General features: G+C 70.8%; 9 protein-coding genes. 4 read left to right on the top strand and 5 right to left on the bottom strand.

The window, feature by feature from the left end:
• Window positions 1–15: 15 nt before the first annotated feature.
• Window positions 16–2508 (bottom strand): glycosyltransferase, encoded by a 2493-nt coding sequence (locus HGA03_RS07500; protein WP_168629637.1) that lies wholly within the window; start codon window positions 2506–2508, stop codon window positions 16–18.
• 200 nt (window positions 2509–2708) lie between these two features.
• Between HGA03_RS07500 and HGA03_RS07495 the strand changes: the two genes are divergently transcribed.
• Window positions 2709–3611 carry an ABC transporter permease gene (locus HGA03_RS07495; protein WP_168629636.1) on the top strand — a complete coding sequence of 301 codons (903 nt, stop codon included), beginning with the start codon at window positions 2709–2711 and terminating at the stop codon, window positions 3609–3611.
• Window positions 3611–4813, top strand: a complete 1203-nt coding sequence (locus tag HGA03_RS07490) for an ABC transporter ATP-binding protein (protein ID WP_168629635.1) — start codon at window positions 3611–3613, stop codon at window positions 4811–4813. Before HGA03_RS07495 ends, HGA03_RS07490 begins: the two co-directional genes overlap by 1 nt.
• A gap of 48 nt (window positions 4814–4861) precedes the next feature.
• Here HGA03_RS07490 and HGA03_RS07485 read toward each other — a convergent pair whose 3' ends face one another.
• The 4 genes from HGA03_RS07485 to HGA03_RS07470 are packed head-to-tail and all read right to left on the bottom strand — an operon-like array spanning window position 4862 to window position 10868.
• Window positions 4862–6628 carry a DUF2142 domain-containing protein gene (locus tag HGA03_RS07485; protein WP_168629634.1) on the bottom strand — a complete coding sequence of 589 codons (1767 nt, stop codon included), beginning with the start codon at window positions 6626–6628 and terminating at the stop codon, window positions 4862–4864.
• Window positions 6625–8160, bottom strand: coding sequence for a glycosyltransferase family protein (locus HGA03_RS19300; protein ID WP_168629633.1), 1536 nt, complete (start codon window positions 8158–8160; stop codon window positions 6625–6627). Before HGA03_RS19300 ends, HGA03_RS07485 begins: the two co-directional genes overlap by 4 nt.
• A gap of 22 nt (window positions 8161–8182) precedes the next feature.
• Entirely contained in the window at window positions 8183–9751 is a 1569-nt protein-coding gene (locus tag HGA03_RS07475; RefSeq protein WP_239073626.1) for a glycosyltransferase family 2 protein, read from the bottom strand.
• Window position 9752: 1 nt separating this feature from the next.
• A complete protein-coding gene (locus HGA03_RS07470) occupies window positions 9753–10868 on the bottom strand; it encodes a class I SAM-dependent methyltransferase (protein WP_168629631.1) in 1116 nt (371 codons plus the stop codon).
• Window positions 10869–10996: 128 nt separating this feature from the next.
• Here HGA03_RS07470 and rfbB point away from each other — a divergent pair, with 128 nt between their 5' ends.
• Window positions 10997–11992 carry a dTDP-glucose 4,6-dehydratase gene (rfbB, locus tag HGA03_RS07465; protein ID WP_168629630.1) on the top strand — a complete coding sequence of 332 codons (996 nt, stop codon included), beginning with the start codon at window positions 10997–10999 and terminating at the stop codon, window positions 11990–11992.
• A 121-nt stretch (window positions 11993–12113) separates the two neighbouring features.
• Window positions 12114–13337 carry an LCP family protein gene (locus HGA03_RS07460; protein ID WP_239073625.1) on the top strand — a complete coding sequence of 408 codons (1224 nt, stop codon included), beginning with the start codon at window positions 12114–12116 and terminating at the stop codon, window positions 13335–13337.
• Window positions 13338–13409 lie beyond the last annotated feature (72 nt).

Here is a 13409-nt window from a genome sequence, read left to right as displayed (position 1 = left end):
CGGACACTGCGCTGCTCAGGCCTTCGCCGGCCGCCCGGCGATTCGCCGCACCCGGCCCTCGGCCCGGCGCACGACCTCGCGCACGCCCCCGGCGGCGAGGTAGTCCTTGGCCAGCGCGAGGTCGGCGCGCAGCCCCCGCGGCCGCTCGAAGGGATGGGCGGTGGCGGCGGGCTCCTCCAGGTCGTACTCCAGGTCGGCCGCCCGGCGCGGGAACCGGCAGAAGTCGACCAGCGGGCGCAGCACCCGCGACCACCGGTAGTCCTCGGCGAAGGCCCGGACGTTCTCCCGGGCGGCGGCGATAGCCGCGTCGTCGTAGAGGTAGGTCTCCAGCGCCGCCTCCAACGCGCCGACGTCCTCCGGCGGAACCGCCGCGCCCAGGCCACGTTCGCCGATCAGCGTGCCGAAGGTGTCGCCGGCGGTGGCGACGATCGGCAGCGAGGCCCACAGGTAGTCCAGGATCCGGGTCCGGAAACTGAACGCGGTCTCGACGTGGTGGAAGTGGGTCGACACCCCCAGGTCCGCGTCCAGCAGGTAGTCCGCACGCTCGGCGTAGGGCACCCAGCCGGAGTTGAAGAACACGTGCCGGTCGGTCAGGCCGAGCCGGTCGGAGAGCTGGCGCAGCTCCCAGGCGATCTTCATGTCCGGCACACCGGGGTTGGGGTGCTTGAGGCCCATGAAGTAGAGCCGGACGTCGGGGTGACGGTCCTTGAGGCGGTCCACCGCGTGCACCAGGGTCAGCGGGTCGAACCAGTTGTAGACGCCTCCGCCCCAGATGATCACCTTGTCGCTGGCGCCGATTCCCGGGACCTCGCCCTTGATCGCGTGCCGGCGCTGCACCGGCGCCTCGTCGGCGATGCCGAAGGGCACCACGCCGATCAGCGAGTCCAGAGAGCCGTCCTCGTCGTAGACCGCGGCGTTCACCCGGCCCTGGCCGGCCAGCTGCCCGAGCCAGAAGTCGCGCTGCTTTTCCGAGGCGCACAAGACGTAGTCCGCCCGGCGGAGCTGCTCGTTGAGCACCCGCGTGGTCTCCCGGATGGACCGGGCCCGCCCGTCCACCCCGAGGTCCTTGGCCTGCTCCAGTTGCTCAAGATGCATCGGGTCGTAGACGTCGGCCACCAGGATCTTGCTGCTGTCCTTGAGCCAGGGCGCACCCTCCAGCAGGAAGCCCTGGAAGACGATGACGTCCGCCCAGTCGGTCTGCACCCGCAGCTCGCGCCCGGTGGCGTGGTGCACCTCGAAGTCCGGCGAGCTCACCTTGGCCCCGGCGGTGGACACCAGACGCACGTCGTGTTCCGGTGCCAGCGCGGTCGCGATCTCCCAGGCTCGGATCGCCGGGCCGGCCATCCGCTCCAGCAGGGGCTCACCGGTCACCACCAGCACCCGGTGCCGGGAGACGAAGTGCCGGTCGATCCCGAAGGCCTCGACCAGGGCGTCGTGTGCGTCGTTGTAACCCTCGATGGCGTAGGCGGCCTCGACCGCGTGCCGGAACAGCGGGAACAGCTCGCGGTCGCTGCGACGGCGCGCGGCCTGCAGCGCCGCACGGTCCTGCGCGATCTCCGGGAATTGGTCGACGAAGTAGTCGAGGGCGTAGACGCCGGTCAGCGCCATCTTCGGCAGCTCCAGCGTGCCGACGTCGTCCTGGCCCGGCGAGCGCTGCAGGTCAAGGGTCGACGCGTCCACCCCGGCCCGGGCCAGCGAACGGCGCACGGCCAGCGCCATCGCCGCCGGCAGCGCCTTGGCCAGCGACTCGTCGTCCAGGTTCTTGTACATGGACAGCAGCGCGTTCCGCTCGAGCAGGTAGGTCTCGCGGAAATTGCCGAACTTCTTCATCGTCACGTGGTGCTTGTGGAACGCCACGGACTCCGGCACGTAGCGGACCCGGTAGCCGAGCAGGTTCAGCCGCCAGCCGAGGTCGACGTCCTCGTAGAACATGAAGAAGCGCTCGTCGAAGCCGCCCACCTCGCGGTAGAGCGCCGTCGGGACGAACATCGCGGCCCCGGTGCCGAAGAGCACATCCTTGGGCACGTCGTACTCGGCGCTGTCCGGCTTCTCCGCCTCGCGCTTGTAGCCGGCGCCGTACCAGGTCAGCGAACCGTCGACGAAGTCGACCAGCTTGCCGTCCCAGTCCAGGACCTTGCTGGCCACCGCGCCGATCGTCAGGTCGGACTGCATCGCCTCCACCGCGGCGGAGATCCACTGAGAGCCGGGGCGAGCATCATTGTTGAGGAAGGCCACCCACTCGCCGGTGGCGGCCGCCACCCCGGCGTTGCAGCCGCCCGCGAAGCCCAGGTTCGCTCCGGCCTCGATCACCTTCGCCCGGGGGACGGCGGCGCGGATCCGCTCGGCGCTGCCGTCACCGGAGTCGTTCTCCACCACGATGAGTTCGAGTCGGTCCGACGGCCAGTCGACCTTGTCGAACTCCTGCAGGCAGACGATCGTGTCGTCCGCTCCGCGGTAGTTGACCAGAATGACCGACACAACGCCGGGGCGCGTCTCGCTCGGGCTCACGAATTCCTCCAGCTGTCCGGCGGCACTACCGGGCTTGCGGCGGGGCCCGGGCAACGCGTCACCTTACCCGCACCCGACGGGCACCACCGGTGCAGCGCGGAGGTCCCTGGGTGGACCTGCACGGGCCCTCCACATCCCGCGAGTACTGTGGGGACCCGCGCGATGCCCGGCACCCCGGGCTGGATCAGACGAGAGGCCTCATGACGGACACCGCTACGGCGCGCGCAGCCGCGCTCGCCCAGGAGCCGCTGCGCATCGCAGGACCTCGTCCCGGCTTCGCCCGGGGCACGCTGTCGTCGCTCAAGGACATCGCCGCCCACCGCGAACTGCTCGGTTCGCTGGTACGCCGCGAGCTGAAGGCACGGTACAAGGACAGCGCCCTCGGCTTCGTCTGGAGCCTGGCCCGGCCCCTGGCGATGCTGCTGATCTACTACATCGCCCTCGGCAAGTTCCTTGGCGCAGCCCGCGACGTCCCGGACTTCGCGATCTTCATCTACACCGGGCTCACCGCCTGGGGCCTGTTCAGCGAGACCGTGCTCAGCGGCACCGGGTCCATCGTGGCGAACTCCGGGCTGATCAAGAAGGTCTACCTGCCACGGGAGGTCTTCCCGCTCAGCGTGGTCGGCTCCTCGCTGTTCAACTTCGCGATCCAGATGGTGATCCTGCTGTCGGCGACGATCGCGGTGGGCAGGTTCCCCACCGGTGAGCGCTGGCTGTACTTCCCGCTCTCGCTGGCGGTGATCCTGGTCTACGCCACGGCGCTGGCCCTGCTGCTCTCGGCGGTCAACGTCTACCTGCGCGACGTGCAGTACCTGGTCGACGTCATCATCATGATCCTGTTCTGGGCCTCGCCGATCGTCTACGCCTGGAAGCAGGTCGCCGACCACGTCAGCGGCACCCTGGCGGACGTCTACCTTGCCAATCCGATGACCCTGGCCGTGATGGGCTTCCAGCGCGCATTCTGGGTGTCCGGCGACGGAGAGCTGGTGCCGGGCAACCTGGCCGGCCGGCTCGGCATCGCCCTCGCGATCGGACTGATCCTCCTCTGGCTGTGCCAGCGCACCTTCGCGCGGCTCCAGAGCAACTTCGCCCAGGAGCTGTGATGGCCACCACCGTCATCGACATCGAGCAGGTCTCGAAGCGATTCGTCATCCGCAAGGAGAAGTCCCTCAAGGAGCGCCTCGTCAACTTCGGCCGGTCCAACCTGCACAAGGAGGACTTCTGGGCGCTGCGCGACGTCAGCGCCCAGATCGAGTCGGGGACCACTGTCGGCCTGATCGGGCCGAACGGCTCCGGCAAGAGCACGCTGCTCAAGACCATCGGCGGCATCATCCAGCCGACCAGCGGCCAGGTCCGGTTGCGGGGGCGGCTGGCGGCCCTGCTCGAGCTCGGCGCCGGCTTCCACCCGGATCTGACCGGCCGGGAGAACGTCTACCTGAACGCGTCCATCCTCGGGCTGTCGAGGGAGGAGACCGATCGCCACTTCGACGCGATCGTGGACTTCTCCGGCATCGAGCCCTTCATCGACACCCAGGTGAAGTTCTACTCCTCGGGCATGTACGTCCGACTCGCCTTCGCGGTGGCGGTGCACGTGGACCCGGACATCCTGCTGGTGGACGAGGTGCTCGCCGTCGGCGACGAGCCCTTCCAGCGCAAGTGCCTGGAGCGGATCCGGGAGTTCCAGCGTGAGGGACGCACGATCGTGCTGGTCACCCACGGGCTGGATCAGGTCGCCGAGTTCTGCGACCGCGCGCTGGTGCTGGAGAAGGGCAACCTGGTCGCGGACGGGACGCCGCGTGAGGCGCTCAAGGCGCTGCGTGCCGACTTCGAGGCCACCCGCCAGGAGGAGATCGAGAAGAAGCAGGCCGCCCTCGACGCCTCTGCGCGGCTCCCCCGCGCGCGGTTCACCGGGATCGCCCTGCACTCGGACTCCGGGGAGGTCGGCAACCCCACCCTGCGTGACGGTGAGGGCCTGAACGTGGCGATGGAGATCCAGGCCGACTCGACACTGCCCGACGACTGGGAGATCGGCGTCGGCGTCGCCACCCCGCTGGGCACGGTGCTGTCCCGGACCAGCACCCGGATGCTCGGCCGCACCATGTCGGCGCTGACCGGCACCGGCCGGTACCAGTTCCGGCTCTCCGACCTGAAGCTGGGCGAGGGCGAGTACACCGTGCAGGCCTCGCTGCTCACCGCCGAGGGCTCCGAGGTGCACAGCGTGCCCGAGGCGGCGCACTTCCTGGTCGAGGGGACGCCGCAGTCCCTTGGGCCGCTGGCCATGGAGGCCGACTTCTCCACCCGCTGATCCGCGCGCGAACGGGCCCCATTCCGCGGAGGGGGCCCGTTCGCCGGGTCAGCTCTCGCGCAGGTCGCGGCGGCTGGGCCGCTGTGTCGCCCCCGGAACGGAGGCCGCGACGACGGCAGGGTCCGCTGCCGGCACCTGCTCCGCCCCGTCGTCCTCCGGCGGGTTCGGGCCGGGAGCGGGCCCCACCAGGGCCGGCTCGCCGGTGCCCGGGACCGGTGCCCCGCCGTCCCGCACCAGCGACCCGACCGCGGCGACGGCGACCAGCACCAATCCGATCCCCGCCAGCACGAACACCCCGGCCTGACCGACCAGCGGCGTCCACTGCTCGGCCCGGTGTGGGTACGGCAGATCCGGGAAGCGCATGAAAACCGGAGCGGTGCCGTAGATGTAGCGCCAGAGCACCAGGGTCAGGGACACAGCCATCACCAGCGTCGCCGAGGCCAACGCGACCAGACCCGCCCGTCGCCGCTGCCGGGCGCTGAGCGCCTGTCCCTGGAGGGCCGGCGTCAGCAACACCACCGCCGCCGCGAACAGCGCCAGGATGTAGCGCCCCTGCCATCCGAAACCGGTGACGAAGGTGTGCAGGACGATGGCCAGCAGGGTCAGGGTGAGGAAGCCCGCCGCCGCCCAGGGGCGCACCGCGGGCCGCCGGGCACCGGCGGCCAGGGCACCGAGCACGGCGGCGGGCACCACCAGGGAGAGCACCACCGTGAGCATCGGCAGGTTGTACTCCCGCCAGCCCATCGCGGCCAGCGAATCCGTGGCCATGTCTCCGAACCGCAGCAGGATCGCGACGATCCGCAGGCCGGGCGAACTGGCCGCCCAGACGTCGGCGTCGGCCTGGGTGTCACTGCGCAGTTGGATGGACCACAGCATCCAGCCGAAGCCGCCGAGCACCACCGCCGCGGCACCACCGACCGTCCACCAGGACAGACCGGACACGCTCCACCGCCGCCCGCGGACCGGGAGAAGCAGGATCAGCAGCAGCGCCCCTGCCCAGACGAAACTCAGCGGTCGGGACCAGGCCAGCATGAACGCGGCCAGCACCAGGAGGACCTGCAGCCAGACGCCGACCCGGTCCCGGGCCTGGCGGTCATGGCGAACCGCTGCGACGCAGGCCGCGAGCAGGATCGCCGACGCGATCTCGAAGCCGTTGGGGTTGATCGAGGTCATCAGCGACCACGCGGAGGGGATCAGGACCGCAGCGCCCACCGCGACCAGCCCCGCGGCGCGGAACCGGCGGCGCAGCACCGCGAAGGCGATGCTGAGCAGGCCCACGCTCCAGGCCGTCGACACCAGCCGGGCCAGGCCGAGCGCCCACTCGCCGGAGGCCCCGAACTCCAGCGCCGCCCGCATGGTCATCCCGACCGGCCAGTAGTACACCGGCGAGTAGCGGGTCATGTACGTCCGGGTGCTGATATTGCCGTCCGCGTCGTACCAGTCGGGCGGGAACTCCCGCGGCCCACAGGACGGGGTGTCCGCCGAGTTGGTGATGTAGCAGTCGACGAACTCGAGGTCCATCAGCGCCTCGGGCACGGTCACCCGGAGCCGGGCCGGGCCGGCGCCCTGCTCACCGCTGGCGTCGGCCTCGGACCACATCGTCTCCTGTCCCGGGAGCACCTGCCCGGTCGCCACCCCGTACGCGTAGACCAGGTGGGCAGGCTCGTCCGCGCTGGCGCCCACCGGCGAGGCGAAGGACCATGCGGCGCCGAGCGAGCCCAGGCCCAGCACCGCCCCGATCCAGCCCAGCACGGTCAGCAGGCGGCGCCCCCGCCCGGTGCGGTCCTGGACGGGAAGGTCGTTGCTGTCGGTCACGTTCCGGGCCTCCGGGGATCGGGCACGAGGTGGTCGGGGACGACGATCCCCTGGGTCAGGTCGTGCAGTACGTCGTAGACGCCGGCACCGCCGGTCTCGCGCAGCCATGTGCGGTCACTGCCGGCCACCGGGCCGATCACGCCGCCCCCCTGGGTCGTCGCCAGCAGCAGGGCGGCCAGCGCGGCCCAGCCGACCCGGCGTCCGGCCGCACCGTCGGCCACCAGGATCCGGTGGGCGGTGCCGACGGCCAGCGCGAAGACCACCGGGAGCACCGGCAACAGGTACCGGCCCTGGATGCCCAGCGGCTGTCCGAGGGCGAGGTACGCGGTGTAGTTCTCGGCGAAGAGCGCACCGAGGTAGCCGGCGCAGGCCAGCAGCAGGGTGGCCGCACGCCAGTCCCGCAGGATCCGGGCCGCGCCCAGCACCAGCAGCACCAGAACGGCGATGGTCAGCACCACCACCACCGACCCGCCGATGTTCGGGCCGAGGCTGTTCAGCGGCTCGCCGTCGGTGCCGATCACGCCGTAGAGGGTGGTGTACCGGAGCATCAGCGGGATCCAGCTGTGCCCGATGTAGTCGGTCAGGGTGCCGATCCCGATCGGCAGGTCGGCGAAGGCCGCGTCCAGTTCGGCGTTCCGCTGCCAGGGGGCGAAGGTGGCACAACTGCTCGCGGAGTGGATCACCGCGCAGTCGGGCTGCAACGACCGGAACCGGAGCACGTTCACCAGATAGCGCTCGGCAAAGAGCCCGACCGACACCACCGTCGCGGCCACGGCTAGCACCCGTCGTGGCCGCCGGTACCAGGGCGTGGTCTGCCCCGGACCTGGGATCCCCCGGGTCCGCCGGAAGACGAGGAACTGCCGCAGCAGCACCGCCAGCCCGATCACCGCGATCAGCGGCAGTGCCACGTACTTGGTGACCGCGGCCAGCGAGGCCCAGGTCAGCAGCCGGAGCCAGCCCCCGGGGTCGAGGCGCGGTGCCGTGAGCAGCCGGACCGCGGCCCGCATCATCAGCAGGACGAACAGCAGCAGCAGGTTGTCGTAGTTGACAGTGGCGCCGACGAACACCAGCAACGGCGTCGCGGCCAGCAGGAACAGCACGACGTTGGCGGCCACCGGGGACAGGCCCAGGTCCCGGGCCAGGCCGTGCGCTACCGCGAGCGCGCCCACCACGATGCCGACCGTGATCAGCCGGAGCACGATCAGGCGGTGGTCATCGGCGAGCCCGGAGGTCAGCCGCCAGGGAACGGCCATCAGATAGTGGTAGAGGTAGGACCCGTAGCGCTCGAGGTCCCCCACGCCCCCCACGTCGGCGCTCTGGTCGACGAAGGGCGTCCACTGCCGGGAGAAGAAGTCGATCGCCCGCAGGTGGTAGCTCTCGTCGTAGATCGACTGCCGGAACAGCACGGCGAGGAAGGAGGCCTGGAGCGCGAAGAACGCGAGCAGGATGCCGGTCGTCCAGCGCCCCCCCAGGGCGTGCGCAACCCGGCTCCGCCCCGGGGCAGGGCGGAGCTGTGGCTGCAGATGCGTCATCGGTGTTCTGGCCCCGTCCCGGTCATCCGATGCCCGGCAGGTAGGGGTCGTCCCCGTCGAGCGACCAGCGGGCGGTCAGCTTCTCGTACTCCCAGTGATGCACCACGGCCACCCGGGTTCGGGACTCGAAGTGGTACATCTTCACCTCCGGCAACCAGACCAGCCGGCGGCCGGTGGCCCGGAGCTTGAGCGAGAAGTCGACGTCGTTGAAGTTCACCGGCAGCGACTCCGCGAAGCCGCCGACCTCCTCCACCACCTCGCGCCGCACCGCCACGCACGCGGCGGTCAGCCCGGAGACCTCGTGGGCGACCACCAGCGCGGTGAACGGCCCGACATCGCCGGGACGGCTCCCCTTGAACACGTGCTCGGCCTGGCCGTCGTGGTAGATGTGCCCGGCGTGCTGCAGCGTGTCGTCCTCGTAGGACAGGTGGGCGCCGACCGCCGCGACGTCCTCCTCGACCAGCGGCGCGATCAGCGGTCGCAGGAAGTCGTCCGAGCGCACCTCGATGTCGTCGTTGAGGAAGACGATCACGTCGCCCGTGGCGTGCAGGAAGCCCACGTTGCACTTGGCCGAGAAGTTGAAAGGCCGGTCGTACTCGATCAGGACCAGCCGGTCCCCGGCGATCCGGCGCAGTTCCTCCAGCACCTCCGGCGGGGTGGGAGTGTCGTAGACGACGACGATCTCCAGGTGCGGGTGCTTCGCCTTCGCCAGCACCGACCGGACCGCCTCGACCACGAACACCCGCCGCTCGCCCCAGACCAGGCCGGAACCCCCCCGGGTCGGGATGACGAAGCTGACGGTGGTGTCGGGGTCGGGGCGCCGGATCACCTTGTAGGTGCCGGGCCACGGACCCTGCACCGCCTCAGCGTCCAGGCCGAGCCGCTTGAGGTGGTCGTCCACCGCGCGGCGGCCGGCCTCCCGAGCGTAGGGCTTGGCGTCGGGGTCGCCGGCGGCGGAGCCGGGCACCACCCGCCAGTGGTACAGGATCTTGCGGATGTGGTGGACCTGCCGGGCCTTCTCGCTCACCCGCAACGCCAGGTCGTGGTCCTGTGAGCCGTCGTAGCCGTCCCGGAACCCGCCGACCTCGCGCACCACCGAGGTGCGCATGACGGACAGGTGGCTGGTGTACATCTGGCTGCGCAGCCGCTCCGGCGACCAATCCGGCTTGCGGAAGGCGTCGTAGTGCCGGCCCTGGTCGTCGACCTTGTCCTCGTCCGAGTAGAGGTAGTCGGCGTCCGGGTGCTCGGCGATCGCGGTGCGCATCTCCGCCAGGGCGTCGGGCGTGATGAGGTCGTCGTGGTCAACAAGGACGATGAACTCGCCCCGCGCACGGTCGATGCCGTCGTTCGAGGCGGCGACGATCCCGCCGTTCTTCTCGCGCTCGACCACCACCACCCGGCCGTCGCGCGCGGCGGCACGGCGCAGCACGTCGCGTACTCCCTGCGAGGGCGAGAGGTCGTCGACCATGATCAGTTCGAGGTCGGCGTCGGTCTGCCCGAGCACCGAGTCGATCATCTCCTCCAGGACGTCCAGCGGCGGTTCGTAGACCGGGGTGACGATGGAGAAGAACGGAGCGGCGGAGTCGGTCACCTCAGCGCTCCCGAGCCCGGCGGACCACGTTGCGGGCGCTGCGTGCGAAGGGCGCCGCCACCGCGCGGACCCGGGACGGGATGCCCCCGTCCAGCGAGTGCTGCAGGCGCTGGCCATGCGCGATGCTCTTGGCCAGCTCCGCGTGGGCGTGCTGGGAGTCCTCGTGCGACTTGCGCAGTTCGACGTGCAGGAACCCGGCGATCGCCTTCTCCTGGGCGACTTGTGCCCGCAGCACCCCGAGCTCGGCCTCCTGGCCCTTGGCGTGGTCGCGGGCGATCAGCGCTTCGTGCCGCATCCGCAGGATGGTCGCGGCCGCGGACTGCGGGTCGGCCACGGCCTCCAGGGCAATCCGCTGCTCCTGGGCCCGGGCGGTGTGCTCGTCATCGGCCGGGGCCAGCAGCTCTGCCGGGACCACCTCGGTGACCTCGGGGCCGTCCACCTCGGCGGCGGGCGAGGCGGAAAGCACGAACTGGTACACCTCGGAGTACGGCTGCGAGCGCACCCAGTCCACCACCGGCACCGGCAGCGCCTGCGCGTCCACCTCCACCTCGGTGCTCAGCGCGTCGAAGACGGTGGCCCGCAGCTCGGTGATCGCCAGGCCCGCACCGTGCAGCATCGCGATCAGTGACTCGTAGGTGAAGAAGGACACGTGGGTGCGGTCGAGCAGGCCGGTGTCGCGGTAGTCCCAGCGGCCCTGCAGCAGCGCCAGCCGGACCGAACCGTGCGCGACGTTCGGCACCGAGATGACGATCCGGCCGCCGGGGCGCAGCAGGCGCGTCGCGGAGCGCACCGCCCGCGCCGGGTCCAGCACGTGCTCCAGCACGTCGCCGAAGACCACCACGTCGAAGCTACCGGGATCGAAGAGGTCGTCCAGCAGCGTGTCGTTGAGGTTCGCGACCTCGACCCGGTCGAGGTCGGCGCGCGCCTTCTCCGCATCCTCGGGATCGATCTCGACCCCACTCACCCGGCAACCGCGCAGCTGCTGCAGCCCCCGCCCCAGGTACCCCGACGCGCATCCCACATCCAGCACGGTGGCGCCCTCCGGCACCAGGCCGACGATGATCGTGTGACTGTTGTTGGGGACGCTGGTGTCCAGTGTCGTCTGGTAGTTGGACACGAATCGCTCTCCTCGGATCGCGGCTGAGCTGGCAGCGGTGCGCCCCGATGCTACCGGCCGTGACACGCCGGACGTCCGATCCTCCTCGCGCTAGGCTGAGGTGCCCATCGCTACAGGAGGACACACCCGTGCGCATGCTCGTCACCGGCGGAGCCGGCTTCATCGGTTCCAACTTCGTGCACCAGGTGGTGCGCGAGCACCCCGAGGTCGAGGTCACGGTCCTCGATGCCCTGACCTACGCCGGCGACGAGAAGAGCCTGGCGCCGGTGTGGGACCGGATCACCTTCGCGAAGGGGTCGATCACCGACCACGACATCGTGGACGACCTGGTGAAGAACGCGGACGTTGTGGTCCACTTCGCCGCCGAGTCGCACAACGACAACTCGCTGCACGACCCGTGGCCGTTCGTGCACACCAACGTGATCGGTACGTACACCCTGCTGGAGGCGGTGCGCCGGCACGACGTGCGCTACCACCACATCTCCACCGACGAGGTGTACGGCGACCTGGAGCTGGACGACCCGGCCAAGTTCACCCCGGACACCCCGTACAACCCGTCCAGCCCCTACTCCTCGACCAAGGCGTCCTCCGACCTGCTGGTCCGGGCCTGGGCACGGTCCTTCGGGGTGCGGGCGACGCTGTCGAACTGCTCGAACAACTACGGCCCGTACCAGCACGTGGAGAAGTTCATCCCGCGGCAGATCACCAACGTGATCGACGGTGTCCGGCCGAAGCTGTACGGCACCGGGGAGAACGTCCGGGACTGGATCCACGTGGAGGACCACAACTCCGCGGTCTGGGACATCATCACCCAGGGCCGCCTGGGTGAGACCTACCTGATCGGCGCCGACGGCGAGGAGAACAACAAGACCGTCATCGAGCTGATCCTGGAGCTGATGGGCCAGGACCCGAGCGCCTACGACCTGGTCTCGGACCGGCCGGGCCACGACCTGCGCTACGCGATCGACGCCACCAAGCTGCGCACCGAGCTGGGCTGGGAGCCGCGCTACACCACGTTCCGGGACGGCCTGGCGGCCACGGTGGACTGGTACCGGGCGAACGAGGCCTGGTGGCGGCCGCAGAAGGACGCCACCGAGGCGAAGTACAGCCAGCTGGGTCGCTGACCCGCTCGCACAGGGCCGTTCCCGCTCCGGCGGGGGCGGCCCTGTGGCATGTGAACATCCCTTCACCAGGTCTCGACGGTTCCCCACCCGGCGGGCGACGCACCGGCTCTACGGTCGAGAGGTGATCGCCCAGCACCGTCGTCGTCCCAGCCCGGCCATCCGGCACGCCCGCCCCACCCGCCGCCGGGTGCTGCGTGGCGTCGCGCTGGGGGTGACCACGGTGCTGCTCGCCACGGTCAGCGCGGCGGCGGCGTATGTCGGGGTGCTGGACTCCGGGATCGACCGGATCGGGGACGTCGACGCCCTGGTGCAGCCGATCGAGGGCGACGACGAGCCGGTGGACGCGATGGCGGGCAGCGCGCTGAACATCCTGGTGCTGGGGTCCGACGACCGGAGCGGGGCGAACCGGGACCTGGGCGGCGAGGCGGAGGGCATGCGATCGGACACCGCGATCCTGCTGCACATCGCGGCCGACCGGAGCCGCGCGGAGCTGGTGTCGATCCCCCGTGACTCCCTGGTCGAGATCCCGTCCTGCACCATGACCGACGGCAGCACCTCGGCGGCCCGGTCCCAGACGATGTTCAACGAGGCCTACGCCATCGGCGCCGACCAGGGTGGCGACCTGGAGTCCGCGGTGGCCTGCACGATCAACACGGTCCAGCAGAACACCGGGCTGCGGGTCACCGATTCGGTGGTGGTGGACATGAACGGCTTCGTCCAGATGATCGACGCGCTCGGCGGGGTGCGGATGTGCCTGTCCGAGCCGGTGGACTCCCCGAAGGCCGGACTGTCGCTGGCGGCCGGCGACCAGACCCTGGACGGTCGCACCGCGCTCGCCTTCGCCCGGGCGCGGTACAACGTGGGCGACGGATCGGACACCTCCCGGGTGGGCCGGCAGCAGCAGATGCTGGCGGCGGTCTTCGACGAGCTGCTCGGCAAGGACGTGCTCTCCGACGCCGGTCAGCTGCTGTCCTTCGGCCGGGCGGCGACCTCCGCGCTCAGCATGTCCGAGCGGCTGACCTCGCTGCCGAACCTGGCCGGCCTCGCCACCAGTCTGCGCGGGCTGGGCGCCGAGGACGTCACGTTCACCACCGTGCCGTGGACGCTGGCCCCGCAGAACAAGGCCCGGGTGGTGTGGACCGAGAAGGCCGACATCCTGTGGGCCAACCTCGCCGCCGACCGGCCGATGCTGGCGGGCACCGCCGACGACACCGGTACCCCGAGCACCGCTCCCAGCGACCCGGCCGGCGGCGATCCGGACGCCGGCACACCGTCCGGGCCGGCCACCCGGGACGCTGGCGCCGAGCCGTTCACCGCCGGGGACACCACCACGTTCTCCTGCTGAGCAGCGGCCCTGGTCTGCACACGCCCTTCACGACCTTCGCCCGGGCGGTCCCCGCGCCGGACCCGCCGGGCC

It is taken from the genome of Cellulomonas denverensis (assembly GCF_012396125.1).
Classification (GTDB): Bacteria; Actinomycetota; Actinomycetes; order Actinomycetales; family Cellulomonadaceae; genus Cellulomonas; species Cellulomonas denverensis.
Note: the sequence above shows the minus strand (reverse complement) of the source record. Positions and strands in the feature narration are given on the sequence as shown.

Bases quoted from the DNA above. Each gene is read 5' to 3' on its own strand.
- HGA03_RS07495 (WP_168629636.1), top strand. From the start codon at position 2,709: ATGACGGACACCGCTACGGCGCGCGCAGCCGCGCTCGCCCAGGAGCCG.
- HGA03_RS07490 (WP_168629635.1), top strand. From the start codon at position 3,611: ATGGCCACCACCGTCATCGACATCGAGCAGGTCTCGAAGCGATTCGTC.
- HGA03_RS19300 (WP_168629633.1), bottom strand. From the start codon at position 8,160: ATGACGCATCTGCAGCCACAGCTCCGCCCTGCCCCGGGGCGGAGCCGG.